Below are 26,872 nucleotides of genomic sequence, written 5' to 3'. Positions count from 1 at the left end.
TTTGGGAAAGGTTAAAGTTTATTGGCCTTTTCGATGATATCTCCAGTATCGGTGATGATTTCATTTTGTCCGAGCAAAATCATTCCTTCCATACCGACCACTCGAAGCTTGACCGAAGCGATACCAGATTTAATAAAATCTAGGTGTTCGGCAGCGGCGCGCGTCAGGTCAATCAGACGTTTATGATGAAAAGGGCCTCGGTCATTAACTCTTACAATCACCGATTTATTGTTTGATAGATTCGTTACTTCAATCATGGTGTTGATTGGGAGTGAACGATGTGCGGCGGTTAATTCTTTCTGGTTAAATTTTTCGCCAGAAGAGGTCTGCCGACCGTCAAACATTTTGTTGTAAAAAGACGCTTTTCCCTGTTCTTCTTTACCTAACAATTGTGCTGAAGCAGAATTTAATGTGAAAAACGACAACAGTAAAATTAAATAAAATGGGGTATAATACATAGGTTTTTTCGGGTTTAATTCCACTAAAAGAATGATTTCCACAGAGCTTTCACCTCGAAGCCTACTCAAAAAAATGCAACCTAAAAAAGGGTTATAGGTTGATAATAAGGCACAAATTTAATATAATCTATGTTTTTTACAAAACCAATTTTAAAAGGCATGTTTTTATCAACGTAAAAGTTGGTAACTTTATTTTACAAAAATTTTGAAAGGCAACAACAAAACATGTACTTTAGCGTTTGCTAAAACTCTAAACCTACTAAGTATAGTGGAAGATAAAGACCGAGAAAAAATCTACTCTAAGCGCGTAAAAGCCGGCAAAAGAACCTACTTTTTTGATGTGCGTTCGACTCGTTCCAATGATTATTATCTTACAATCACTGAGAGTCGCCGTTTTCCTCAGGGAGACGGATTTGCGTATGAAAAACACAAGATGTTTCTCTACAAAGAAGATTTCGACAAATTTGTTGACGCACTTCAAGACACCGTAAATCACATCAAAACAGAATTAATGCCAAATATTGATTTCTCGCAGTACGCCGTACGTGAGGAAGAAGATTATAGCGGTAGCGATTTGAAGTGGGAGTAATACCTGTTTTCTAAAAGTATCCAATAACTTGCCTCTGGTATCTACCGGAGGCCTTTTGGTTTTGTAGGTACGTCTAAATGTACTAATTTTGCAGCCTCACTTAAGTGAGTTATATTATTATTTGTTCATAATGAGGGAGGAGAGGTCGTTGGAAATGAAGTTGAAGATAAGGCATTTGCCTATTGATGAACTTTCTGTCTAACCCGCAACTCAAAACTCAAAACTCAAAACTCCCGGAATGTCTCTCCAATGTGGTATTGTCGGATTGCCAAATGTGGGCAAATCCACCCTTTTTAGTGCATTGTCAAGTGCAAAGGCTGAAGCAGCCAATTATCCCTTCTGTACCATTGAACCCAACGTAGGCGTGGTAGAAGTACCCGACGAGCGGATGAAAGTCTTGGAAGGCCTGGTGAATCCACAGCGTATGGTGCCAACCATCGTTGAAATCGTTGACATTGCCGGCCTCGTAAGGGGGGCGAGCAAAGGTCAAGGCCTAGGGAATCAGTTTTTGGCCAATATCCGGGAAGTGGATGCCATTATCCACGTGGTTCGTTGCTTTGCCGATGATAACATCGTACACGTAGAAGGGCGCGTCAATCCCGTCAGCGATAAAGAAATCATTGATTTAGAGCTTCAATTGAAAGATTTGGATTCCATCGAGAAGAAATTTGCGCGGGTTGAGAAAGCGGCCCGCGTTGGAGATGCCAAAGCCAAGGTCGAGCTTGAAATCATAACGCGCGTGAAAAATGCCTTGCTACACGGTAAAAGCGTAAGGGCAGTAGGGCTTACGGAAGACGAAAAAGCGGCGATTGCTGACTTGCAATTGTTGACCATCAAGCCGGTTATTTATGTGGCAAACGTCGACGAATCGGCCATCATCAACGGCAATGAATACGTGGACCAATTGAAAGCGGCCGTGGCCGAAGAAAATGCCGAAGTGATTGTACTTTGCGCAGCCATTGAATCAGAAATTGCCGAAATGGAAGACCCCGAAGAGCGCGCTGTGTTTTTGGAAGAATACGGTTTGAAAGAATCTGGTCTGAATAGATTGATTCGGGCGTCGTATCACATCTTAAATCTGATTACGTACTTTACGGCGGGCGTCAAAGAAGTACGGGCGTGGACCATTCAGCGGGGCTGGAAAGCACCGCAAGCCGCTGGGGTTATTCACACTGACTTTGAGAAGGGTTTTATTCGGGCCGAAGTCATTAAACTGAGCGATTACGAAAAGTACAAAACCGAGGCGGCCTGCCGCGATGCCGGTAAGATTTCGGTAGAAGGAAAAGAATACGTGGTGCAAGATGGCGATATCATGCACTTCCGTTTTAACGTATAATTATTTAACGTCGGTGAGGGCTACGCATCCTCGCCGACGTTCATTTTCGACGTTTTATAGTTTACCAATCGTCGGTTTCTTCCGCTTTTTTCTTACCAAACAACGCCCGAAAAGTACCTGACATGTGAATCATGTTATCGACGCGATTTTTGGCTTGACTGAGTAGATGCACATTGATGCCTTCTCCAATCATTTGCGTAAGTGAATTGGAGAGCATCCACATTTCTTCGACATTTACCGAAAAATCACTGACAACATACTTCTGAAAGCCTCGGTCTTTAAGGTCAGCAAAGTAGAGAACAAGGCAAAAATCTTGCCCTTCAAAATAGGTAATGACTCGATTTGAATCAAATTGTTTTGGCATTTCCTGATGGTCTACCAATCCATCTACAATCGCAACTTCTTCGTTGGTCATGTATAAATGAGGAGTCAAATATACTGGTGGCTGATAATTCATTTTACTTTTTCTGATTTTGGAATACTTAGCGATATTACTCAATAAACGCGCTTTGTTGAGCAAATCTTGTAAGTAAAACTCATTTATCATAATTTTTTTTAGAATATATTTAATTATTTTGAGATTTTATCAAGTGTGTTTTTAAAGTAATTTTACTTGAAAACACAGTAAAAATCCATAAACCACCGTTAGCCAAATTATATTTGGCAGTATTTAGCAAAAAAAACGAATAAATGGTTTGTTTTTGAAACTAATTATCTAAAATAAGAAATTTTGTTTGGGAATAAAAAAAGTGGGCAGCTTTTGGAAGCCTGCCCACTTTTAGTTCAAAATCTATGCCAGCACGTAACTGGGGTATTTTGAGGTCTACCGTGATATTTCTAATACTTCAAACTCCATAGCTCCCGCAGGAACCTGAAATTGGGCTACATCGCCGACCTTTTTTCCGAGCAGACCTTTGCCGATGGGAGAGCCAACGGAGATTTTTCCGAGTTTCAAATCGGCTTCTTCTTCAGACACGAGGGTGTAGGTTACAACGGCGTTGTTTTTACGGTTTTTTATCTTGACTTTAGACAACACCGCCACCTGCGACGTATCGATTGACGATTCGTCGAGGATGCGGGCATTGCCCAAGACTTCTTCTAACTTAGAGATTTTTGCTTCGTGCAATCCCTGTGCTTCTTTGGCGGCATCATACTCGGCATTTTCGCTTAAATCACCCTTATCGCGAGCTTCAGCTATTGCTCTTGCTATTTCTTGTCGGCCCCGCGTTTTTAAGTCCTGCAACTCAGCCTTAAGCTTGTTGAGACCTTCTTCGGTGTAGTACTGTATTTTAGCCATTTTGCTTTACTGTACGTTAATTGTTATAGAATATTTGTTAGTGGTAAAGAAATTTCTGGGACTATGGACAAAAAAAAAGAACGGTGAAATGACCGCTCTACAAAAGGATGGTAGAATCTGTCACTTCTTCAGCAAGACCGAAAAGTATTCGTCGTGTCGGTTCATAGTCGAGAATTGAATCACAAAATTAGCAATATTTGCAACTGAAATCAATATCTCCAAAGGCTTTATCCTAAAAAATAGCCTTATTGTACTACTTTAAACGTAGAAATTAATTTCTTATGACAGGTCTTCGGATTATTTTTATGGGCACACCCGAATTTGCGGTGAGCAGTCTTCAAAAGCTCGTGGAAAGTGGCTCAAATGTGGTGGCGGTGGTGACCGCCCCCGATAAACCCGCTGGACGCGGTTTGATATTGACGCCTTCGCCCGTGAAGCAGTACGCCTTAACGCAGGGGATTCCTGTTCTTCAGCCCGAAAAACTTAAAAACCCCGATTTTTTGGAGGAATTGCGGAGCTACCAGGCCGATTTACAGGTCGTGGTGGCTTTTCGAATGTTGCCCGAAGTTGTTTGGAATATGCCTCCCAAAGGCACATTTAACCTTCATGCGTCGCTTTTGCCGCAGTATAGAGGGGCGGCCCCCATCAATTGGGCCATCATCAACGGCGAAACGCAAACGGGCGTAACTACTTTTTTTCTACAACACGAGATAGATACAGGTCAAATTATTTTTCAGGAAACCGAGCCAATTCATGAAAATGATACGGTAGGTACCCTTTACGAGCGTTTGATGCAAAAAGGAGCGGATTTGGTCGTCAAAACGGTGCAGGCGGTGGAGCGTGGCAATTATCCCCAAATTCCACAACCTGAGGTTGAGGTGTTGAAAAGTGCCCCCAAAATTTTTAAGGAAACTTGCGAAATCCAATGGACGCAATCAGCCTCTGCTATCCGCAACTTTGTGCGTGGATTATCGCCGTATCCAACTGCTTGGACTACCCTGAATGGAAAAACCTGTAAAGTGTATAAGGCATCAGTGGCCAATCAAGAATCCAGTGAGCGGGAAATCGGAGATTTTGTGACCGATAATAAATCATTTCTTCATTTCAAGACCGGTCATGGTTGGCTGGCGATTGAGGAGTTACAACTAGAAGGAAAAAAACGAATGGGAATTGAAGAATTCCTACGTGGTGCTAAACTATAATTTCATTTTCTTAACCTACATCTTCATGCCTCCGAGTCGAATATCCGTCAGTTTGATCTTCTTCATTTGTGGATTTATTTATACCAATTGGAGTACCCGATTACCCAGTATTCAAACACTTTTTTCGCTCAATAACAGCACTTTGGGCCTGATGCTCCTTTGTGTAGCAGTGGGCTCACTTACGTCAATGCCGCTCACGGGTTGGCTCATTGCGCGTCGTGGCAGCAAATTTGCCACCACGCTGTCGCTTTTGCTGTTTTGCTGTTCGTTATTTCTGTTTCCGTTGCTGTCCTTAAAATGGCACATAGCGGTCTTTTTTTACATAATTGGGGCATTTATGGGGGCGCTGGATGTCGCAATGAACGCCCAAGCGGTGGCGATTGAGCAACGCTACAATGCCCTGATGATGTCTTCTTTTCACGCCATTTTCAGCGTAGGAATGATGCTTGGTGCATTGAGTGGTTCTTTTTTTGTTCCATTTACCACCACGTTTCACTTTACGGTCGTATCGGCGGGGTCGTTGGTGGTGGCGGTGGTTTGTGTATTCTTTTTGATTCCTGATACGGTCAAACCATCGAACGAAGGCGTGGCTTTTCGGTTACCTGACCGCTCCATGCTTTTTATGGGCCTGATTGCGTTTTGTGCCATGTTGGGGGAGGGCGCAATGGCCGATTGGAGCACCAATTACCTCAAGAATGTTCTCCAAACCAATGCCGCGATGGCACCACTTGGCTTGTCGGCGTTTTCGGCTGCCATGACAATTGGGCGTTTCGGAGGGGATAAAATCCGAACAGTTTTTGGAGATAAACGCCTTATTTTGGCAAATTCTGCTTTGGCAATGCTCGGCTTGGTGGTTGCTTTGATGATTCCCTCCGTGTGGGTGGCCATCGGGGGCCTTTTTTTGGTGGGCTTGGGGCTGTCAACCGTTATTCCCATTATTTACAGCAACGCTGGTCACAACACATCCTTACCCAACGGCGTAGGATTGGCTATGGTGAGTACGCTGGGCTATTTTGGTTTTTTGTTTGGGCCGCCAGTCATTGGGTTTCTGGCAGACTCGCAGGGATTGCGGGCCGCGTTGGTGTTTGTGGTGCTACTGTTTGGAGTAATGGTGGTTTTGGGCCGAAAAATTGAAACTTAGAAGAAAGCTGTTATTCGCTGAAATTCTGATAGATAGAGTCCATAATTCTAACAAAATGGGCGTAGTCTTCTTCGTTAAGTTCTCCCCAGCCTTGACGACGGATTTCTTTGACCACGGGCAAAACCATCTCAAATGTTTTGGCACCTTCGGGCATCAAAAAAATGTTGAATTTACGGCGATCTTCGTCCGACATACGGCGCTCTACCAGTCCTTTTTTTACGAGCAAATCCAAAATACGCGTCACCGTGGGGGCGTCTTTGGTGGTGAGCTCGGCTAACATATTTTGACTTATTCCTTGATTTCGGGCTACGTGGTCAATCAATACCCATTGGTCCACCGTCAAGTCAAAGCCCGAATCGTTGAAACGTTTTTGTAAAACGCTGCGGATTTTCTTGATGGTAGTATCAATTTTGAAAAAATAAGCACGAGAATCGGAAGGGTGAGTCATGAGTTAATCATACAAAAGGTTAAAGTATTAGCCTGCTAATAATTGCTCTGCAAATTAAGATAGGATTTTTAAAAGAGCAAACCTAACGCCAAAATCGCCAACGCAATACGAAATTTTGTTTGGGTTGTTTTTTTCGGAAGAAAACCAACCCGACCGAAAACAAATCAATCGTGACCGTAACGGACGAATGTTGGGTGATATACTGCCATGCGGCTTCCATCTCTGGCGACCAATGAATATCATCAAATACAAAGAGGCTGTTTTCGTGGGCTTTGGTCAGGCAGGTTTCGAAGTAGCGGACGGTAGGCTCGTACCGATGATTGGCGTCAAAAAAGGCAAAGTCGATGCTAGGGGTAGCGGCTACCTGAGCATTCAGGGTTTCGTCTAAATTTCCGACAATGACTTCAATCGGGGCCAACGCGTCAATTTTTTTGAAATTACGTCGGGCCAAATTGGCCGTTTCGGGGCATCCTTCAAAGGTAAAAATGTGTGCATCGGGCTTGGCAGATGCCAAGTAGAGGGTGGTCAGGCCCAATGATGTTCCCAAATCAAAAATCGTGGAATAATTAAAATGCTGAATCAGTCGGTAGAAAAGCCGCCCCAACTGAGCTGATTTTTTTGAGTGTTTTGCCACGTCGCGCACTTCCCTAATGGGGGAAGCATTCACCTTTGAACCCGCCCCAAAATCGGTGATGGTGAGGGTTTCACGGCTTTGAAGCATTTCGTTGCGCAGCGCTTCAATGGCTTCAAAACGAGGCTTTAAAGTGTCTTTTTTGATTGTATTTAGATATAGATCGAATACAAAAGGAGAATGAAGGCCGTGTTCGTTTTGGGCAGTAAAAAAATAGCGAAAAATAGGACTAAGGAACAAAATGGGGGAGGTTTAGTAACCAAAAAATGGAAAACTGCAAAATGAAAACTGCAAAAGGGTAAATGGCTTATTTGCAGTTCATTAGATTTTTTCTTTTCGGTTTTCTTTACACAGTGTTTGAGATTGTGACGGAGATCTAATGAGGCCTAATTGAGACGATAGGGGGCAATCATCGTAAACTCGGGTATCGTTACGTTAAATTGTTTGCCGTCCATGATGCGCTCCATCAGGTAAGTGCCGCCCATTTTCCCCATGCTGGTGCGGAGGTTGCAGCCCGATACGTATTCGTGAACTTCGCCGGGCTCAAGCACGGGTTGTTGGCCTACTACACCTTCGCCTTCTACTTCCCGAACGGTGCCGTTTGAGTCGTGAATGAACCAGTGCCGACGCAACAATTGTACTGTATGCTCGCTGTGATTTTCGATGGTAATGCGGTACGTAAACACAAAATGGGCCTGCATCGGGCTCGAATATTCGGGCTGATATTGCGTCAAAACGCTTACTCGAACGCCTTCTGTAATCGCGGATGTCATGGTTTTATGAAGCTTTACTAACTTTATAACCAAAATTAGGTTTTAATCGTTAAAAAAACCAAATCTTTGTCAAAAAAGTATCTCAATGCTTACAACGAACAGTGTTGCCATACTGTTTTAGGCATGGGGTCATTTTAAACCATAAATTTTCAACCCGTCATTATTTTGTATGGATATTAAGATTGAAGCTTCTTGGAAGGCTCGATTGCAGACCGAATTTGAAAAGCCTTATTTTGCCGATTTGGTGGCGTATGTGCGGCAGGAGTATAAAACCCAGCAAATCTACCCGCCTGGTAAACTGATGTTTAACGCATTTGATAAATGCCCTTTTGACAAAACCAAAGCGGTCATTTTAGGGCAAGACCCTTACCATGGTAGAGGGCAAGCCAACGGGCTTTGTTTTTCGGTCAACGACGGTGTTACTATCCCTCCTTCGCTCATTAATATTTTCAAAGAAATCCAAAATGACTTGGGTAAGCCTTTTCCGCGCAGCGGAAACTTGGAGCGGTGGGCTGAGCAGGGAGTACTGCTCCTCAATGCCACGCTTACCGTGCAGGAAGGCAAACCGGGGTCTCATCAAGGGCACGGCTGGGAACAGTTCACTGATGCCGTTATTCGTCATTTAAACGACGATAAAGAGGGGCTGGTCTTTTTGCTGTGGGGAAGATACGCGCAGGACAAAGGCAGAATCATTGACCCAAAAAAACATTTTGTGCTGAAATCAAAACACCCTTCGCCGATGTCGGCCAACTCTGGTGGATGGTTTGGCAATAATCACTTTAGTCAAGCAAATAATTATTTGAAAGCGAGAGGGTTGCAGGAGATTGAATGGTAAGTGATTGAGCAATTTTATAAACCATTCTGTTTTTCTTTCAAGAGCTTTTGATATTCTTGTTCGGCGAGGTCATCGTCGTTGGGGCGGATATAGGCGCGGTAATATTGGGTGACGAGGCCAATACCCCAAAAAACAAGTACCCAACCTGGCCAAAAATGACTCTTGGTTCCAGAAGTAAGGTACCAAATAGTGATTAAAATGGCGTTTGTGAACAGATAAGACATTAAATCGCGCTGGAAATGGGCCCTTCGCTTGGCGATTCTCCAGAGCTTTTCGTCACGAGGTTTCATCTAAAAGCAGGGTTAAAGTTGTCATTCTTTGTTCAAAAGCTTCTGATATTCGCGTTCTACCATGTTTTTTTCACTGTAAGTGTACACCGAAAAATAATGAGACACCAGCCCGATTCCCCAACCAAAAGATGTCCATACGGGCCAAGGATAGGTATTGCCACGGCTCCACACTAGGCCAAAGGCCCACAATGCCCAAAGGCTAGCGTTGACAAAAAGGTACACATAAAGGTGGCTTTTGAACGAAGCTCTTGCTTTTGCCATTTTCCAAAGTTGGGGGTCGCGTTGCGTTTCCATTGCATTTCAGGATTTAAGGATGATTAACCGTTTGTTTGTTTTCGGCTGACTGATGCAACAAAAATAAAATGCGGTTGGGAGTTCCCCAACCGCATTCTGACAGACTTGACTTTCAAGAAGATGAATCAGCCTTTTTAAAGAGTCAATTGCCTTGTCAAGTTATTTAATCGTGAAATTGCTTGAGCCAATGCGGAATCCTTCCGAATATACTTCCACGCTGTATTTACCTGGGCGAAAGCGTTGTGCATTGTCATAGGTCATTTCAACCATCTGATTTGTATTTTGATAAGCTACGCGGTCTTTGGTCGTAAACATCATTTCTTGGCCTTTCCAGTTGAATTTGCCCGAGCCCATTGCTTCGTCAGAGATTACGGCGCCATCTGGATCAAGTACACGTACATAAATCTCTTTTTCTTCTGGCTGCGTCAATGGATTAGAGGGCAGGGTAAACTGTAATTTGATTTTGTCTACGCGCTTTGCCTTATAGCTGTCGTCATTTTTAATTTTTCCTTTAGGAGTCACGGCTAGCACTTTAATATTTTCGGCTTTAAGTGCAGCGCCAATGGCAACTTTTTCGCTCAATTCCCGATTTTGGCTGCTGTAAGTCATTACAGAGTCGGTAAGCTGTTGTTTTACCTGAGTCAAGGCTTCTTTTTCGGTCTTAAGACCTGTATTTTCGGTACTTAAATTTTGATTGGTTGCTGCCAATACACCATTTTCTTCTCTGAGTTTTACGAGTTCGACGTCTTTATCGGCCAGAAATTGCTCGTATTCTTTGATTTTTGCGGTGTATTTACCAATCTCAAATCGCAAGTTTTTCTTCAAGTTGGCTTTGTCTGCTTCTAGTCGAGCCTTTACTTTCATCAGCTCTTCAATATTGCCACCAAGTTGCTGTGTTTCGGCGATTTTCGCGTCTAAATTACGTGATACCGAATCTAATTTCGTTTGAGTAAACGCCAGTTCTTTTGCTTTTTCAACAATCGCGACCTCCTTTGTTTCAGTTTGGCCCTTTTGATCGAAGTACATAAAACCGAATGCACCCGCCGCCAACGTCATGATAACCAGTCCTACCCAAGCGAATGTACCCTTGTTTTGCTGATTGTTTTCCATAATTGTAATTGTTTGATTAGTGAAACATGAGTTAAAATAAAGGTAAAGTGATATATCATACGTAATTTTTGGGGTGATAGTGATGCAATACTTTTATAAAATTCTGTTCCACGGTGTTTCTGCAACTTTTCCGAGGGTTATCGTGCATAAGGTGGGGTGTTTTTTTCCCAAAATGGGCAACTATCGTTGATTTTTCGCCCAAAATGACTGGTTCTATCCTTTAATTGGGTACTATAAAAGATAAATTTACACCGTTGCTAACGAAGGAGTCTGTTGAACTAATATGAAAAAGGTGATGAATAAAGGGACAGCCTACGCTAATGGGGCAGTGTTTTTGGGATTATTTGACCGTTAAATCTTCTTTTACTTGGGTTATCTGCGTTTATTTACAAATATTTTTGCTGGTTAAAAACCCTCGCAATAAGTAAACATCCTTAATTCTTATTTTAGTTATGTCTAACGACGAAATCGTAGAAATCCTTGAACTGACGACCAAATTGCTTGAACTGCACGATGCAGATACTTTTAAAATCCGCACCTATTCGTCGGCGGCTTTTAATCTGAGTCGGCTCAATGACCAAGAATTGGCAACATTGTCGACCGCCGCATTGACGCAATTGCCGGGTGTGGGGAAAAGCATGGCCGCCAAAATTCAGGAAATCGTACAGACGGGCCGCTTGAACGAGCTGGAGCAACTCATGGCTCAAACGCCCGTGGGAGTGCTCGAAATGTTTAAAATAAAAGGAATTGGTGCTAAAAAAATTGGGACAATCTGGCGACAATTGGGCATTGACACCATTGCGGGCTTGCAAGAAGCGTGTGAGACGGGTCAAATTGCAAAATTGAAAGGATTCGGCGAAAGTACCCAGCAGAAGATTCTGGCTTCGATGGCGTTTTTGCAAAGCCAAATGGGCAAGGTTCGTATGGACAAGGCCGCAATTTTGGCGGAGTTAATCAGAGATGAGCTTCAGAAATACTTTCCAAATGTGGTGATAACGGGAGAGGTAGCGCGTAAAAATGAAACGGTTGAAACGATTCAGGTGTTGGTCGGTACGGAGTCGCCTGTGGCGGCTATACGTCAAATCAATGAAATAGGGTGGTTGTTGCAAAATGAAAAAATATCATCTCCTTTTACGTGGCGGGGCAAGATTGTTGACCGCAGTACCACCACCGAGTTGCCACCACAGGGCGAAGAAGTAGAGCAAAAAAAAACGCTGGAAATTCAGGTAGAAATTGTTTTTGTATATCCCGATAAGTTTGAAAGTGAGCGATTTATTTTAGAAAGTACCGAAGCGCATTTAAGTCATCCGACGGCGTTGGGGACTTCTTTGTTGGCAGTAGCCTATACCAATTCCCGTGAAGAATCTGCCGAAGCCATTTATCAAAAAGCAGGGTTGCCGTACGTAGTGCCCGAAATGCGCGAAGGTTTGGGTGAATTTGAGTGGCTGACCCAGCATAAAAATGAAGACCTGATTACGTGGGATGCACTGCGGGGAATTTTACACAACCACAGCACCTATTCCGACGGGAAGCACAGCTTAGAAGTGATGGCGCGGTATTGTCAGGAATTAGGATTTGAATACCTTGGCATTGCAGACCATTCCCAAACGGCAAGCTATGCCAATGGCCTCCGGGCCGACCGTGTCAAATTGCAGCATGAAGAAATTGACCGCTTGAATCAGGCGCTGGCTACTAATGCCTCCAAACCGTTTAAAATCCTAAAAGGAATTGAGTCTGATATCCTTGGCGACGGCTCGTTAGACTACCCAGAAGAGGTGCTGAAAACCTTTGATTACGTGGTGGCGTCGGTCCACAGTAACCTCACCATGAGCCTCGAAAAAGCAACTGGACGTTTGTTGGCGGCGGTTGAAAATCCGTACACTACGATATTGGGCCATCCCACGGGGCGGTTGTTGCTAGCCAGGGAAGGGTATCCGATTGACCATAAGGTAATTATTGAGGCTTGTGCGCGTCACGGCGTAGTCATTGAAATCAACGCGAGTCCGTGGCGATTGGATTTGGATTGGCGTTGGATTAGGTATTGTATGGATAAAGGGGTAATGCTCAGTATCAATCCTGATGCCCACCAAAAAGAAGGCTATTTTGACATGCATTACGGCGTAAACGTAGCCAGAAAAGGTGGCCTGACCAAAGAGATGACATTCAACGCATTGAGCTTGGCGGAAATAGAAGCCTACCTCGATAAACGAAAAAAGGGGTAGAGGCAAAGGCGAATTACCAGAAGTTAAAAAGGGAGAAGCGAACACTCGCTTCTCCCTTTTTGATTACGTATCAGGTGATTATTTTTTCACGAAACGTACATAAATCTCACGCAATGGCTTTTGCCCCGGTGCGCTGTCTTTGCTTATACCCGTGCCGCGCCCTTCGGCATCAATCCGGATGTAACTGATTCCCGATTTAATTAATATGTCTTTAATGGCAAAAACCCGTTTGACCGATAGCACTTTGTTGGTTACGGGTTGCTTGGCATCGTTGGCATAACCTACCAATTTTACCTGCGCGTTGGGGTATTTTTTGAGCAAATCAGCCAAAGCTGCGATGGGTGCATTGGCCTCTGCTTTCAGTTGTGTAGTATTGTCTTCGAAGTCTACATTGTCAAACTTAAATACTTTTCCTGCTGGTGCGGTAGCATTTTCGAGGTAAGCCGACATGGGATTTGCCGTGGCCGTTGCTGGGGGAGTAGTCGCTGCTACGGCCGTAGTAGTATCTTTAACAACCGAATCTTGGGTAACGGGCGGCTCCTGAATAGTTCTTGCCTCAATCATGGTAGAGTCGGTTTCAGAAGCACTATTTTCCAACGCAGTCTGTCGCTGATTCCAGAAATAAACCCCCACCGCAATGGCCCCAATGACCAACGCTCCAATGCCAAACCACTTTAGATAAGGTTGATAGTCAGCTTGTTGTTGCATATCTACTCCTACCAAAAAAGGCTGAGACGCGCTTCCTTTCTCAGTGCCGGCTCCTCTGGATACCACGCCCGATTCTTCGGTACGCGGAACCGAAAAGTTCTGCAATAGGTACTGGATGCCCATTGTTTCAATTAGCTTGTCATTCAAATCGGGAAGTATGGTGAGCATTTCTTCGCGCTGGTCACCTAAGTAAGCAGCGAGCGACTCCGCATCCAGTTTTTTCTCGGTTATTTTTTGTTTAATGACCGACATCACGATGGGCATGGCTACGCCGCAAAGCGAAGCGACCAACGAATTTTGGGTTCCAGCATACTTGGAAACCATACTGCTGATGGCACTTTTGAGGCCGGGCAGCACCGTATTCAAATCTTTTTCTCCAACGGCTTTCAGCTTTTCAAATTCAGCCTCATTTTTTAAAATACCTTCGATATTTTGGGGTCCAAATTCAATTTTCTGCGCTTGGTTGTACACGAGCTTCATGCCAGATTCCGTAGTCACCCGTTTGATTAATCCGCCCACAAGAGAGACGCCCAACGCATCAAAAATCTTTTGTATCTTTTCGGGTTTTTCTAGTTTTTGTGCTGCAATTTGACTTATCACCCCCTCAGTCAAAGCCTCTTTCAACGATGCAAAAAAGTTCATTATAAAAAATCAGTTAATTAATTGGTTAGAGTGTAAGGGTAAAAACGAATGAAACGGCCGAAACTGTTAAAATTGCCGCGATGTTTTTAGACCTTGCTTTTGTTCTCTTTCTGAAAATGGGCGGAAAGTTACTTAAAATAGTAGACAGTCTCACAGACTGGAGCTGACAGTTTTTGTGTATTCTTACGAAACCCTTCGTCAATCCTGAGAAAGATAGGCTGATGTGGAACTAGATTCTTTACCTTTGCGCTACTAAAAATAACCAAACTGCTTGATACTTGAAACACCTAACTGATTCTAATCCGATTGTATTTGTAACGGGCACAAATGGCCTTATCGGCAGCGTCGTGGCTCATCATTTGTTGAAGGAAGGCTATCGTGTCAGGGGGTTAAAACGTCCCGACAGCGATATGCGTTTAGTGAAAGACATTCAGGCGGAGATTGAATGGATTGAAGGGGATGTGTTGGACGTACTATCGCTCGAAGAAGCTTTTGCGGGAGTGACGTATGCCATTCATACCGCCGCAATTGTTTCTTTTATTCCCCGCGATCGTACCCGAATGTACGATATAAATGTAAACGGAACCGCCAACGTGGTCAATGCTGCGTTGGAAGAAGGAATCAAAAAACTGGCCTTTGTAAGTTCGGTGGCGGCGTTGGGAAGACCCGACCCCAACAAGGTTGCTCCGGGGGCTGTGAGTGTGATTGATGAAAATCAAAAATGGGAAGAATCGCCGCTGAATTCAAACTATGGCAAAAGTAAGTATTTGGCCGAACTGGAAGTATGGCGAGGAGTGGCAGAGGGACTAGCGGCGGTGGTGGTCAATCCAAGCATGGTATTGGGGGAAGGCGATTGGCAACGCAGCAGCACGCAGTTGTTTAAATACGTATACGACGAAAAAAAATATTACACCGAAGGGCTAATCAACTACGTAGACGTGGAAGATGTTGCCGAGTCGATTGTAAAGTTGTTGTTTTCTGACATTAAAAATGAACGCTACATCCTGAGCGCTGGTCACGTGACGTACCGGGAGTTGTTTACCAAAATAGCCACGGCCTTTGGCAAGCAACCGCCTTCAAAAGTGGTATCTTCTTTCATGGCCGAGACCATCTGGCGGGTGGAAGCGCTCCGCTCGTGGCTCACGGGCAGCAAACCGCTCATTACCAAAGAAACGGCCAAAACGGCCCGAACCAAACTTGTTTATGACGGGCAGAAAATTAAACAAGCCCTGGGCATTGACTACAAAACATTGGATGAAACCGTGAATCGGGTGTGTGCGTTTCTGACAAAATAACAATCCTCTACTAAACAATCTCTCTTTATTACTTATGCAAAGGACACTTTTAATCCTGATTTTTTTAAGCAATTGGTCAATCACGCAGACTTTTAGCCAATCAAATCCGATTGAAATAACTTATACCAGAGACGAGACCAAGAATGAATACACGTTCCAATACAAAAACCCCAATTACTGCGACTACGCCGTTAGGGTGGAGTTTACGAGTTTGCAGGGAGGAAGTTGCTCTTGTGTATTGCCTTATTTAAACTCTGTTTCGTCGGGCAACGGGAGCTTATTTACCATTAAACCCACGCAGGCTAACCAAGGAGTGTCTTTTCAATTTGGTTACAAAACCCTAAAAGGTCGCTTGCTCAACAAACCGCCCAAACCTTTTATTTACTTATTTCCTTTTTCAAAAAAAGAAGCTCACCGAGCCAATCAGACCCAAAATATTGTTGAAGTGTTGGGTGGGAAGAAAGTGACTAACTTTTATGGGATGTCATTTCAAATGCAAAAAGGAGATACCGTTTTTGCGGCGCGGCGCGGGGTCGTTAGTGAGATTAAAAACGAATTTGCGACGCACTCAGAAGAGGTTTGGTTTTCTACCAATACCAATTTTGTCGAAATCTTTCATCAAGATGGCACTTTTGGACGCTACAATCGCTTCAAAATGGGCACAATCATGGTGAAACCGGGCCAATTGGTGGAAGCGGGGCAGCCGCTTGGTACTGTGGCTGATGATACTTTTGAAGGAAATACGCTTGCGCAATTTACGGTTTACTATTTAGATAAAGCAAAGGCTTTTACCGAAGCCCATTCTTTTAGCTACTTAGTTCCTACTTTTTATACCACGACCCATCCAGCGGGGGTGGTTCTTCAACAGGGGGCTTTTTATACGTCTGATTTCCCAGAAAGCATTGTGACGCAGGAAATGTCGAAGCGCGAATTGAAAAAGTGGAAAGGGGCGAAAGAATAAAAACAAAAGCGCTGACAAGATTCAAAGTTCTGTCAGCGCTTTTTGCATTAATGGGGCATCTTAGGCCATCAATTTTTTGTATTTGATACGCGTCGGAGTGGCGTCGGTGCCGAGACGCTTGCGGCGGTTTTCTTCGTAATCTGAGAAGTTTCCTTCAAACCAATACACTTGAGAGTCGCCTTCAAAAGCCAGAATGTGCGTACAAAGTCGATCCAAGAACCAACGGTCGTGGGAGATGATGACCGCACAGCCTGCAAAATTTTCAAGACCTTCTTCAAGTGCGCGTAAGGTGTTGATGTCCAGGTCGTTGGTTGGCTCATCGAGCAGCAAAACGTTTCCGCCTTCTTTGAGCATCATTGCTAGGTGAACGCGGTTGCGCTCGCCCCCCGAAAGGTTGCCGATTTTCTTTTCCTGATCGCTGCCCGAAAAGTTAAAACGGCTCACGTACGCCCGGGCGTTAGACTGCTTACCGCCCAAGATAATCCATTCGTTGCCTTCCGAAATCTGCTGAAACACCGTTTTTCCCGCTTCCAGTTGATTGTGTTCTTGGTCGGCGTACGCGATCTGGACCGTGTCGCCGATGGTGATGGTTCCTTTGTCGGGTTTTTCCTGACCCGTAATAAGTTTAAAGAGGGTGGATTTACCGGCACCGTTTGGCCCGATGATACCCACAATCCCAGCAGGAGGGAGAGAGAAAGTTAAGTTTTCGAAGAGCAGTTTGTCGCCGTAGGCTTTCGAAACGCCTTCCATTTCAATCACTTTGTTGCCCAGACGCGGTCCAGAAGGGATATAAAGTTCTAATCTTTCTTCTTTTTGCTTGCCATCTTCGTCGAGCAGTTTTTCGTAGGCGCTCAAACGCGCTTTCGATTTGGTCTGACGTGCTTTGGGAGCCATTCGTACCCATTCAAGTTCGCGTTGCAGGGATTTTTGGCGTTTTGATTCCTGCTTTTCTTCCTTGGCTAAACGATTTTGTTTTTGTTCCAACCAAGAAGAATAATTTCCTTTCCACGGAATCCCCTCACCACGGTCTAGTTCGAGAATCCAACCGGCCACATTGTCCAGAAAATAGCGGTCGTGGGTAACGGCAATGACCGTTCCTTCGTATTGGCGGAGGTGCTCTTCCAACCACAACACCGACTCGGCATCCAAGTGGTTAGTAGGCTCGTCGAGGAGAAGCACGTCGGGTTTTTTGAGCAACAAACGGCAGAGGGCCACGCGGCGTTTTTCACCACCCGAGAGATTGGCAATGAGAGCATCTTGTGGCGGACAACGGAGGGCATCCATGGCGCGTTCGAGTTTGCTGTCCAAATCCCATGCGTCGAGGGTGTCGAGTTTTTCCTGAACTTCGCCTTGGCGTTCGAGCAGTTTGTCAAAATCAGCATCGGGGTCACCAAATGCTTCATTTATTTGATCAAATTCTTTCAATAAATCTACCACTTCTTGCGTTCCTTCCTGTACTACTTCCAGAACGGTTTTGGTGGGGTCAAATTGGGGCTCCTGGTCGAGCATTCCGACGGAATATCCCGGTGAGAAAACTACCTCTCCGGTATAATTTTTGTCTACACCCGCAATAATGCGGAGAAGAGTGGATTTTCCCGCACCATTTAAACCCAAAACGCCTATCTTGGCACCGTAGAAAAAGGATAAGTAGATGTTTTTAATAATCTGTCGGTTGGGGGGGATTACTTTACTTACCCCCGACATTGAGAAAATAATAGTTTCGTTACTCATTTTTTGCTTATTTTGTGGAGGCAAATATCGTTAAAAATAGGAGTTAATTGTTAAACAGGGCAGGTAAATGGGTTTTTTCTGATTACATTTAGGCCCGAACGTTTAACTTTACACCCACCAAAACCTTTAAAGCAGATAAAAAAGTAAGATTGCAATGGAAAACGCCACCTTAATGGACGAATACGGCTATGTCAAAGACGGCAAGGTATTCTTAAAAGGGTATTTAGGTAACCCAGATCGCCAAATCGGCGAAGTAAAACGAACAGAGCAGGAAGCCATTGATTATTTCAAAAACCGCTTCAATATTGCTTCCGGAAAAGTAGAACAACTCGAACATGACGTTGAAGAAGCCCAAAACAAGGGCTCTTACCTGACCAAACTGGTACAACTTCGTAAAAAATTACTCAGTTTTGACGGACTGGGAGATTTTATCCCGTTGCTAGAACGCTTGGATAAGCTTGAAACGGTACTCGAAGATTTAATCAAAATTAATCAGGAGAAAAATCTCGAAATCAAACGTGCTTTGTTGGATGAAACCCGAGCCGTAACGGTAATCGGGGATGATTGGCAAGGAGCCACTGACCTGCTTCAGGAAATCAAATCCAAATGGATTCGTACTGGTCCTGTTGATAAAGAGTACCAGGAAGAAATTGAAGGCACATTTCAAACCTTGTTGGATACTTTCTTCCAACAGCGCCGGGATTTCTTCTCGGAGCAAAATCGCACAATTGCCGACCGTATTGAACGCTATACCGAATTGATTGCCAAGTCGGATATGTTGGTACGGATGTATGACGTGGAAGAAGCCAGTCGTCAGTTGCGGCAAATTCGTGCTGAATGGAAAGAAGTAGGCGAAATTCCGGTAAAACGCTCGGCAAAACTGTACAAGCAATTCAAACGGTCTAACCAACGAATCGTTGACAAGTACAACCGCGTCAAAGGTATCGTGGTACAGACCTACGAAAACCCGCTCGTGACCAAGCAGCGTGAAATGTGCCGTGAAGCGGAGCAATTGGCCCGTTCAAGTGATATTATTCAGGCTTCCGAACGTGCAAAAGTGTTGCTTAATCAATGGAAGGAGATTCGCCTTCCACCCCGCGTGGGCGATAAAATGGTGGCGGAGCGTTTTCGTTCGGCCTGTGACAAAATTTTTGAATTAAGCTATCTCGCCCGGGTTATTTCGCGCAAATACCCTGCGTTTGAGATTCGCTCACCTGAAGATCAGCTCAATATCAAAACGCGTGAAATGGAATGGCTCATCAAACGCGAAAAAGCGGATTTGGAAGTGACCATTGCCAGCGCCCAAAACATGCCGCCCGACCCCGAAGCTGAACGCCAGATGATGGGTAAAATCAATATTCAGCGTCGTAAAATTACGATGAAGGAGAAGATTTTAGAAGAGTTTAAGGCGCAGATGAAGTAGTATTTAAAAAAAATTAACTCACGCAAAGACGCAGAGTGGCAAAGTTTATTGCTTTGCTTCTCTGCGTCTTTTTTGTGTGCGTTTTATTACTGTGTTGAAGAGAAAAACTCATACGTACCCAAAAGAAAATCCTGAATGGCCGTGGCGTGATCTTTGCCCTTGAGGGTGATAAGGGATACGTTGGTGGCACCCCGTGCTTTCATGGCATTGAGGGCGTTGACCGAGTTGAAATAAAACACCAATTGGTCGGCGTCTCCGTGATAGAGGCGCGTGGGCGTTTTTGGCTTCCAATCATACACATCGTTGTCTTTGACGGCGTTCAGAAATCCAGTATCGGTCCCGTCCGCGATTCCTTTGGCAAAAGCATCCGTAAAAATGGTGTTGAAACTAACGTTTACATTTGCTTTCTCTTTATCTTTCTGAATCAAGCCAGCCCATGGCTCCTTAAAGTATTGCGTTAAAGGCCGATTCAGGTTATAAATGCGGTCGTAAGTCAGGGTGACCCATATATAAAGCTGGTTGTAATTGACCGTGCCGCCCGTTTTTGTACTGATTAAGTACTTCATAAAGGCGGTTTTGTCATAAGCACCTGCGCCACAACTGGAGGCTCGTAGGTTGAATTCAGTGCCCGTTTCTTCTTCAATTTTCTTTTGCAACGACATGGTGGCGTATCCACCCGCCGAATAGCCCGCAATGTATAACCGTTCATCCCAAGCGATACTCTGCTGACGGATGAACTCCTTGGAAGCGCGTATCATATCCAAAGACGCCGATGCGAGACTTTCGCGGTGCTCGTACGGGTGCGGAACGTTATTGGAAGCTCCAAATCCGATGTAATCTGGGTACGCAATAATATATCCCAAAGCGGCAAACAAAGAACCCGCAATGTTGGCTTCGCTATTGGTAGCGAAGTAAGAGGGAGCTTCTTGGTCGTTGCGAATGGTGCCGTGTTGGATGCTAATCATAGGTGTGGCACCTGATTTTACGGGAAACAAAAACGCCCCCGATGCCTGAATTTCTTTGCCATCGGTGTTTTTCGTTTTGTAAACCAGTTTGTAGACTTTGATGCCATTCTGAAGGAAAGGGGCGATGCCCGCAAGGCTAGGGTCACCAGAAGTGATACGTTGGGCCAATTGTTCCTTGGTAAATTCACCGATAAGGGTGCTGCTGACCAAATATTGGTCTTCAGGAATGAGGTCGTTGGCGTTTCTGTTACAACCACTAACCAGTACAACGACGACAAGGAAAAGAGCGTAAAAGCGTTTTTGGGTAGATTTCATGCGATATTGGGCAATAAACGTTGGTTTATAATCTTAAACTAAACGCATAAACAGCCCCGAAAGTTGCCTCTAATTTCCAACATTTGACGGCTTAATAACGAAAATTTGCTTGGATTTGCCCGCTTTTGCGTCTTCAATGATTCGATTGAAAGCAAGGACGGCGCCATCGTGCGACCAAACAAGATTGGATGGCGATGGATTTGTTGGTTTTGTCAGTACCTGAAACCGATTTTCAAAAGGCTCGTTGCCGATTTTACACAAAACAATGCTGCCTTCCCAAACGTAGCTAATCTGTTTTTCACGGGGATGCCAACGCACGCTGCCTTCTACGTTTTTGTCGTGAAACGTGACTTGAACAGGGGTGCCACCTTGGGGCGAAACAGTAAAAATCTGTTGAATCCCTTGCGCATCTTTTGCTAAAAAAGCCAACATACTACCATCGGCCGACGACCTAACAATGCCTGTACAACCCGCCTGAGGGGTATTGGCCGTAAAAGTAAGTCGGCGCTGAACGGTGCCTTTGGGTGGCATCGGAAAAGTCGTATCTGTTCCTTCCAAAGGACCAAATTCGCTGGGGATGGTGATGTCGTTTGGAATATCTACAACGAATACTTCATCTACGTCTTTGCCGTTTTTGTCTTTCAATTTTCCGATAAACGCCCGGGCGATTTGGTGCGTTCCGTCAGGTTTTAAATAACCTTTTGTTCCGACCCAACTGTCTCCTGCTGCATGGCTGATTTCGTCTGAAGCGGGTCTGGGGTTGGGCGTTACCCGAACCACCAACGCACTGAACCACTCGCCCGAAACATTGTCTCCTTGGGCATCTTTCTCCAATTTTACGGGCATGTTTCTTTTAGAAACGCCGATGGTGCGTAAGTTGTGTTTTACGCCCGTTTTGTCTTCCAATTCTTTTAGAACCGCGTCGTTGTAGGTGTAGCCAATCCACTGCCCGTCGCCGCTCCACTCATGGCGGTGGGTGCCACCGCGCAATGCGCCTTTGGTATAAGGTGGTGTAATATCGCGGGCATCCATAAAGACGGGCACATTGGGAGCAGAATCGTTGATAATGACGCCCGTACGCCGCCATTGTTGATACGGATTTTCTTGGGTTACACTCATCAACCCGTGAATAAACACCACGGCATTATCGACGGGAGAATAACTTACGGCTCCCGCGCCTGGGCCCCATTCTGCGTTGTTAGGAAGTGCATACAATACTTTCTTTTCGCCCGTTTCGACGTTTACTTTTTCAATTTTACCCGACGCCGCAATGCCGCCTTCTTCGGTGCGTGTGTCGTAAGCCAGCCATTGGTTGTCGGGCGAAAAGTTGTCGTTGTTGTCTAAGTCGTGGTTGTAACTTAGGTCATGGGTAAGCTGTTTTTCAGCTAAATAAGTGGAGTCATTGCAGGAATACATAGCAAGGGAGAGGAGTAAGATAGAGACTTTCCAAGACTGGGCGTCCCCTTTTTTAAAATCTTGGAAAGTCTGCTGATTTTGGAAAAATGGTTGAATATTCATTGGTTTTAAATCAACGAGTTGGCGCACTGATTACTTTCAAATATCGTCCCATCCAGTAAGGCAACAAAAACGAATCACCTGCGCTCAACTCGCTTTGTCCGTTGGTGCTACGGTCGAGTTTGAAGAGATTTCGATTGTGTTTTAGTTCTGGACGTTCGTCGGGCGGCAAAACTTGCTTAATGGTTTGACCACGAAAATTAGCAGGAATCGGCTCAATGTCTTTACGGTGGCTGTTTATGACCTGCCATTCAATCATATCCAGCGGAAATTCTTTCAAAAACCAGATGGTTTCGGCTTTGTCAAATTCCTTGGCTCCCGTCATGGCGTAGCAGAGGTTCCATAAACCATTTTTTTCGGGGCGTTCTAGGTTCCAATGTTCTTTGATGGCAGCGGCATATTGCTTCTTCAATTCGGGCGTAAAGGCGTAAGGGTACAGACACCAGTAAGCCAAAAAATACATTTCGTCGTCGGAGTGGTTCCATTCTTCCGAGAGCTCGGCCGCCAGTTTTCCATGGGCTTCGGTCACTTGGCCGAGTTCTTTCATGGGGCGGAGCAAGTTTTCCAGATAGCCATGTTTGTTCATCAATTCGTAGGCTTTCTGCTTGTAGATTTCTTTTTTGGTGAAATGATACGCCGTTTGCAAAAACCCGATGATGTTGGAAGCGTACAGCTTTCGGTCGCCTACATTTTTAGGGAAACCGTTGACGTATTCGGGATTCCATTTGCCCCAGAGGGTGGGTTTTCCGTCAAAATCAATCAAATACCAGTCGTTTTCGATGATGTTGGTCATAAGTTGGTCCATCATTGTCACGGCTTTTTGTTTGACTTCGCCCTCCATGGTTTGAGCCAAAAGTGTCAGCGCAAACATCTGCCCGACGGTTTGGTCACTGCTCGTAGTGCCGCGCCAGTCCCATTCGTCATTCGAAGATTTTACCCAACCGTTGGTCATGCCTCCGTCCCAACGTTCGGGTTTGAATTTGAAGAAACCGCGACGTTCGAACCCCCGTGCAAAATAACCTTTCACACCCGTAATGCTGAAAAGGCGATGCATGGCCTCAAAGGATTCGAGACAATTGTCGAGGGCTTCTTTGTCGCCTGTGACCTTGTAACGAAACAATTGGCTGACCAAATACATAGAGGTCCATAAGTTATCGCTGTCGCGCTGGCCCATTTCGAAGGTGGATAAATCGCCGTGTTTCAGGGTCGATACGTCGCAATTAAACCCGTACCGTATGTGTCGTTGACGAACCTGTTTTTCGTACACCAGGGCTTTATCGTACAGCGTCATGGGTTGAAAATGTATTTCGCCCAATCCTTTGGTGGTCAAGATATTTACGTTTTTGTTTTCACCTGCCGAAATATGAACAACGCGATTGTCAGGAATCCATCGTTCACCAAAATAATAATTAAAACCACCCTCGGGCCTCAGCATAAATGCGCCCAATGTGGAGCCAAACCAAACTTGCCCCTGAACCACGGCTATGGTGGTCAAATCGGTACTGGGAAGTTTTCGCTGAATATCGCCCAGGGGTTTGAAAGAATCCGCCTGAAGCACAAAATAACCGTTATGGGTTCCGACGTAAATCTTACTGTTAGCGACTTCAAAACAGGTAAAATCTTTTCCCTGAAAAACGGTTTTTAGTTCTTTGGTCGCCAGTGAATAAGCTTCAATGGATTGATTGCTGAGAATCAAAAAGCGATTGTTGGGCGCATCAAAACGGATGTCTAAGGCTTCCTTGTCCGAAAGCATTTTTTCATCCCAAACTCTAGAATCCTGAATGATTTTCAAGTTTTTACCGTCAGACACTAGAAAGGTAAAATTAGGGGCGGCACAAAAAAGTCGGGCGTTGGATGTCTCGTGTTTTGCGTACAAATTTCCTGCCCAAGCGTTGCTGAATACGGCTTTGTCGTCCAAATACACAAACTGTTTTTCATGCACAGTCATATCTACGAGTTTCTTTTCGACCATCGGGAGGTACGAACGGTCGGTGCGGAGCGTGCCGGGATATTGAAATTGTCCGCCGTGGGGCTGTAAAATTCCCGCCGAGGAAAGAATCCGCACTTTGCCATTTTTATCGGTAAAAACCCTTTGAAGTTTGACGGAACTGTCTTGTAAATAATGCTTTACGCTGAAATCTTGCAAAAACGGTCGGTCAGGGTAAGCGGTATTGGCCGTAGTTTGGGCAGACATACTGCTCCAAACTACGGCACTGAGAAACACTAAAAAATACTTTCTAAAGTTCATAAACGGTAAGCGTTAAACTACTTTTTGGTTGCCGTTGTGGGGCCGCTGATGACGCCCAGATACCGCCCTGCCCAATACGGCAGCAACCATGTATCGCCAGCGCTTAATTCGGAGCTTCCCCGCCCGTTTCGGTCCAAAAGAAAACGGCTGTTGTTGTGGCGAATCATGCCCACTTCATCGGGTGGAAGCACTTCTTTGGTAAGCTGTTCGATAAAATTGGGCGGCAACATTTCGATGTCTTTGCGATGGCTGTTTTTGACCGTCCAATCAATCATGTCCAACGGATATTCCTGCAAAAACCACACAGACTCCTCCAGATCGAAATCCTGAATGCCCGTCATCGCCGTCAAAATATTCCAAAGTCCGTCTTTTTCAGGACGTTCAAACTGCCAATGGTCCACGATGGCTTTTTTGTAGTTGGCCTTGAGCGTGTCGTTGAAAGCATAGCGATACAGTCCCCAATAGCCCATGTAATACATTTCATCGTCGGAGTGATTCCAGTCGCCGGATAGGTGCTTGCTCCATTCGTCGGCGTTGGCCGGGGCTTGGCCGATGATCTTCATGGGGCGCATCAGGTTTTCGTAGTACCCGTGTTTTTTCATGAGTTCAAACGCCTTGGCTTTGTATTTCTCTTTTTTGGTGAAGTGATAGGCCGTTTGCAGCATGGCCACGATATTGGACGAATTTAGTTTACGGTCGCCAACGTTAATTGGAAACGAATTGACGTAATCGGGATGCCACTTTCCCCACAGCGTAGGTTTGCCGTCCCAGTCCACCAAGTACATGTCATTTTTGATAATGTGACTCATCAGCGTATCAATCAGCGCAATGGAGCGCGATTTGAGGTCTTTGTCCTCAATCAATTCGGCCATGGCCCCAAAGGCAAAAATGTGCCCAATGACCTCGTCACTGCTCGTGGTTGACTTCCAGTCCCATTCGGGGTCAGAAGTGCGACGCCACGGCTTGTCTTCGTATTTATAACCAGTGCGCTCAAATGACCGCGATGGAAAGCCGGGTACGCCGTTGATGGTGTAAAGTCGCTCCATCGCATCCAAAGATTCGCGGCAGTGTTGGAGGGCTTTGTGGTCTTTGGTGACCGCGTAGCGGAAAATCTCGCCGCCCAAATACATGGAAGTCCACAGGCCGTCGTTGTCGGAATCCTGCAAAGTACCCGTGGCCAAATTGCCATTTTTCATGCGGCCCAATGTCCCGTTGAAGCCGTTGCGGATGTGGCGGGTGCGTACCTGCTTGTCGTAAAATTCGGCTTTTTCTTGCAAGGTCATTTTGGTAAACACCAATTTTCCCACGCCTTTGTCGGTTAGGATCAGTACCGAATTTTCGTCACCTTTGGAGATGTGCACCACCTTGTCGGAGGGAATCCAGCGCTCGGAGGCGTAGTAATTAAACTTGCCATCGGGCTTGCGCATAAACGCTCCCATAGTAGAGCCAAACCACAACTGATTGTCAATGACCGAAATACAGGTCAGTTCCGTCCAAGGGAGTTTTTGTTGAAGCGGTGTGACGACCTTGCCCGTTTTGTCCAATTCGAGGTAGCCATTTTTGGTGCCGACCACAATTTTTCCCGAAAACAACTCAAAGCAGGTCAGGTCATTGGCGGAATAGATTTTTTGCAGTTTTTTGTCTTTGCCCGAAACCGAATAAACGGCGTTTTCGGATAGTGCGTAAAACAAATCGCCGCTTGCGTCGTATTTTAAATCCAGCACCTTACCGTTGCTGATGCTCTCTTTCCACGACGTTCCTTCTTTGGGTAAATATTCCAATTGCGAGCCGTTGGAAATCAGAAAGCTGAAATCCTTTCCTCCCGCCAACAGATACGCGTCTGACAATGAATGTTTTGTGTAAAGTTTTCCCGCCCAAGCGTTGCTCAATACGGCTTTGTCGTCAATCATCACAAACTGGTGTTGGTACAAGCCTAAATTGGCGATTTTCTTGTCGGCAATGGGACGGTACGAAACGTCTTTTTCCAACGTGCCTGGGTACAAAAATTGCCCCGCGTACAGTTGGTACAAGCCCGATTTGGTGCTGACTTTGATGCCTCCGTTGAGATCGGTATAGGCTTTGAGCGGTTCGGCGGCGTCTTTGAAATAGTATTTGATGCTGTACTCCTGCACAAACGGAATATCTTGGTGTACAGCTTGCTTGGGTTTTTGAGCAAAAAGTACGGGCGAACTCAGCAGTGCGCCCAAAAGGAGAAAGTGACACTTCATAAAACGGGAGTATTGGTGTTGAATAAAACAGAACGATTCAGCGAATCGCATTTACGTTTATAGTACGCAGTATGCGGGCGTTAGGGCTATTTGGGAGGGAGAAAAATGGGGGGAGGTATGAGGGCATTCGCTCGCTTCTAGCGAGTGACCGGTATTCAAAGGCCTCAGACCGTACAATCATAAAAGAGGCCGGAGGCTTCAAAATAGTCGTCACT

The 26,872-nt window shown here is 45.1% G+C and carries 24 protein-coding genes; 9 read left to right on the top strand and 15 right to left on the bottom strand.

Going from position 1 to position 26,872, the window contains the following annotated elements; translation table 11 throughout:
- Positions 1-11 precede the first annotated feature (11 nt).
- Positions 12-458 carry a septal ring lytic transglycosylase RlpA family protein gene (locus GVN20_RS15760; protein WP_166559266.1) on the bottom strand — a complete coding sequence of 149 codons (447 nt, stop codon included), beginning with the start codon at positions 456-458 and terminating at the stop codon, positions 12-14.
- A 268-nt stretch (positions 459-726) separates the two neighbouring features.
- Here GVN20_RS15760 and GVN20_RS15755 point away from each other — a divergent pair, with 268 nt between their 5' ends.
- Positions 727-1,047: a DUF3276 family protein gene (locus GVN20_RS15755; RefSeq protein WP_013925848.1), complete on the top strand. Its 321-nt coding sequence runs from the start codon at positions 727-729 to the stop codon at positions 1,045-1,047.
- Between the two features lie 238 nt (positions 1,048-1,285).
- Positions 1,286-2,383 (top strand): redox-regulated ATPase YchF, encoded by a 1,098-nt coding sequence (ychF, locus tag GVN20_RS15750; RefSeq protein WP_166559265.1) that lies wholly within the window; start codon positions 1,286-1,288, stop codon positions 2,381-2,383.
- A 61-nt stretch (positions 2,384-2,444) separates the two neighbouring features.
- On the opposite strand, the gene GVN20_RS15745 is transcribed toward ychF, so the two are convergent.
- Both GVN20_RS15745 and greA read right to left on the bottom strand, forming a co-directional pair.
- The gene (locus GVN20_RS15745) at positions 2,445-2,930 is read right to left on the bottom strand and encodes a hypothetical protein (RefSeq protein ID WP_166559264.1); all 486 of its coding nucleotides are present in this window, start codon (positions 2,928-2,930) and stop codon (positions 2,445-2,447) included.
- Between the two features lie 276 nt (positions 2,931-3,206).
- On the bottom strand, positions 3,207-3,680 hold the full coding sequence (gene greA, locus GVN20_RS15740) for a transcription elongation factor GreA (protein WP_013925845.1): 474 nt from the start codon (positions 3,678-3,680) through the stop codon (positions 3,207-3,209).
- A 305-nt stretch (positions 3,681-3,985) separates the two neighbouring features.
- On the opposite strand from greA, the gene fmt reads away from it, so the two are divergent.
- Complete coding sequence (gene fmt / locus GVN20_RS15735; protein ID WP_166559389.1) at positions 3,986-4,882, top strand: methionyl-tRNA formyltransferase; 897 nt, start codon at positions 3,986-3,988, stop codon at positions 4,880-4,882.
- Positions 4,851-6,023: an MFS transporter gene (locus tag GVN20_RS15730; protein WP_206023279.1), complete on the top strand. Its 1,173-nt coding sequence runs from the start codon at positions 4,851-4,853 to the stop codon at positions 6,021-6,023. The genes fmt and GVN20_RS15730 overlap by 32 nt, the downstream gene beginning before the upstream one ends.
- A 10-nt stretch (positions 6,024-6,033) precedes the next feature.
- Here GVN20_RS15730 and GVN20_RS15725 read toward each other — a convergent pair whose 3' ends face one another.
- The 3 genes from GVN20_RS15725 to apaG form a co-directional block, all read right to left on the bottom strand.
- The gene (locus GVN20_RS15725; protein ID WP_166559262.1) at positions 6,034-6,471 is read right to left on the bottom strand and encodes a MarR family winged helix-turn-helix transcriptional regulator; all 438 of its coding nucleotides are present in this window, start codon (positions 6,469-6,471) and stop codon (positions 6,034-6,036) included.
- 82 nt (positions 6,472-6,553) lie between these two features.
- Positions 6,554-7,342, bottom strand: coding sequence for an O-methyltransferase (locus GVN20_RS15720; RefSeq protein ID WP_166559261.1), 789 nt, complete (start codon positions 7,340-7,342; stop codon positions 6,554-6,556).
- 146 nt (positions 7,343-7,488) lie between these two features.
- Positions 7,489-7,875, bottom strand: a complete 387-nt coding sequence (gene apaG, locus GVN20_RS15715; protein ID WP_114069547.1) for a Co2+/Mg2+ efflux protein ApaG — start codon at positions 7,873-7,875, stop codon at positions 7,489-7,491.
- A 169-nt stretch (positions 7,876-8,044) separates the two neighbouring features.
- Between apaG and ung the strand changes: the two genes are divergently transcribed.
- A complete protein-coding gene (gene ung / locus GVN20_RS15710) occupies positions 8,045-8,710 on the top strand; it encodes a uracil-DNA glycosylase (protein ID WP_166559260.1) in 666 nt (221 codons plus the stop codon).
- Between the two features lie 14 nt (positions 8,711-8,724).
- On the opposite strand, the gene GVN20_RS15705 is transcribed toward ung, so the two are convergent.
- The 3 genes from GVN20_RS15705 to GVN20_RS15695 all read right to left on the bottom strand — a co-directional run bounded on the left by GVN20_RS15705 (position 8,725) and on the right by GVN20_RS15695 (position 10,404).
- Positions 8,725-9,000 (bottom strand): 2TM domain-containing protein, encoded by a 276-nt coding sequence (locus GVN20_RS15705; protein WP_166559259.1) that lies wholly within the window; start codon positions 8,998-9,000, stop codon positions 8,725-8,727.
- A gap of 21 nt (positions 9,001-9,021) precedes the next feature.
- Positions 9,022-9,294 carry a 2TM domain-containing protein gene (locus tag GVN20_RS15700; protein WP_166559258.1) on the bottom strand — a complete coding sequence of 91 codons (273 nt, stop codon included), beginning with the start codon at positions 9,292-9,294 and terminating at the stop codon, positions 9,022-9,024.
- A 159-nt stretch (positions 9,295-9,453) separates the two neighbouring features.
- A complete protein-coding gene (locus GVN20_RS15695; RefSeq protein WP_166559257.1) occupies positions 9,454-10,404 on the bottom strand; it encodes a hypothetical protein in 951 nt (316 codons plus the stop codon).
- Between the two features lie 452 nt (positions 10,405-10,856).
- Between GVN20_RS15695 and GVN20_RS15690 the strand changes: the two genes are divergently transcribed.
- Positions 10,857-12,626, top strand: coding sequence for a DNA polymerase/3'-5' exonuclease PolX (locus tag GVN20_RS15690; RefSeq protein ID WP_166559256.1), 1,770 nt, complete (start codon positions 10,857-10,859; stop codon positions 12,624-12,626).
- Between the two features lie 78 nt (positions 12,627-12,704).
- On the opposite strand, the gene GVN20_RS15685 is transcribed toward GVN20_RS15690, so the two are convergent.
- A complete protein-coding gene (locus GVN20_RS15685; protein ID WP_166559255.1) occupies positions 12,705-13,976 on the bottom strand; it encodes a DUF937 domain-containing protein in 1,272 nt (423 codons plus the stop codon).
- A gap of 278 nt (positions 13,977-14,254) precedes the next feature.
- Between GVN20_RS15685 and GVN20_RS15680 the strand changes: the two genes are divergently transcribed.
- Entirely contained in the window at positions 14,255-15,271 is a 1,017-nt protein-coding gene (locus tag GVN20_RS15680; RefSeq protein ID WP_166559254.1) for an NAD-dependent epimerase/dehydratase family protein, read from the top strand.
- A gap of 34 nt (positions 15,272-15,305) precedes the next feature.
- Positions 15,306-16,232: a M23 family metallopeptidase gene (locus GVN20_RS15675; protein ID WP_166559253.1), complete on the top strand. Its 927-nt coding sequence runs from the start codon at positions 15,306-15,308 to the stop codon at positions 16,230-16,232.
- A 60-nt stretch (positions 16,233-16,292) separates the two neighbouring features.
- Here GVN20_RS15675 and ettA read toward each other — a convergent pair whose 3' ends face one another.
- Positions 16,293-17,963: an energy-dependent translational throttle protein EttA gene (ettA, locus tag GVN20_RS15670; RefSeq protein WP_166559252.1), complete on the bottom strand. Its 1,671-nt coding sequence runs from the start codon at positions 17,961-17,963 to the stop codon at positions 16,293-16,295.
- 154 nt (positions 17,964-18,117) lie between these two features.
- Between ettA and GVN20_RS15665 the strand changes: the two genes are divergently transcribed.
- Positions 18,118-19,386, top strand: a complete 1,269-nt coding sequence (locus GVN20_RS15665) for a DUF349 domain-containing protein (RefSeq protein ID WP_166559251.1) — start codon at positions 18,118-18,120, stop codon at positions 19,384-19,386.
- A gap of 86 nt (positions 19,387-19,472) precedes the next feature.
- Here the strand turns inward: GVN20_RS15665 and GVN20_RS15660 are convergent, their stop codons facing one another.
- The 4 genes from GVN20_RS15660 to GVN20_RS15645 all read right to left on the bottom strand — a co-directional run bounded on the left by GVN20_RS15660 (position 19,473) and on the right by GVN20_RS15645 (position 26,657).
- Complete coding sequence (locus GVN20_RS15660; RefSeq protein ID WP_166559250.1) at positions 19,473-20,666, bottom strand: S9 family peptidase; 1,194 nt, start codon at positions 20,664-20,666, stop codon at positions 19,473-19,475.
- A gap of 69 nt (positions 20,667-20,735) precedes the next feature.
- Positions 20,736-22,184: a DUF3748 domain-containing protein gene (locus GVN20_RS15655; RefSeq protein WP_166559249.1), complete on the bottom strand. Its 1,449-nt coding sequence runs from the start codon at positions 22,182-22,184 to the stop codon at positions 20,736-20,738.
- A 10-nt stretch (positions 22,185-22,194) separates the two neighbouring features.
- The gene (locus tag GVN20_RS15650; protein WP_166559248.1) at positions 22,195-24,429 is read right to left on the bottom strand and encodes a hypothetical protein; all 2,235 of its coding nucleotides are present in this window, start codon (positions 24,427-24,429) and stop codon (positions 22,195-22,197) included.
- Between the two features lie 17 nt (positions 24,430-24,446).
- Positions 24,447-26,657, bottom strand: coding sequence for a hypothetical protein (locus GVN20_RS15645; protein ID WP_166559247.1), 2,211 nt, complete (start codon positions 26,655-26,657; stop codon positions 24,447-24,449).
- Positions 26,658-26,872: the final 215 nt, after the last annotated feature.

The sequence above is a fragment of the Runella sp. CRIBMP genome (assembly GCF_009905605.1).
Lineage (GTDB): Bacteria > Bacteroidota > Bacteroidia > Cytophagales > Spirosomataceae > Runella.
This window is presented reverse-complemented; position numbering and strand designations above follow the sequence as displayed.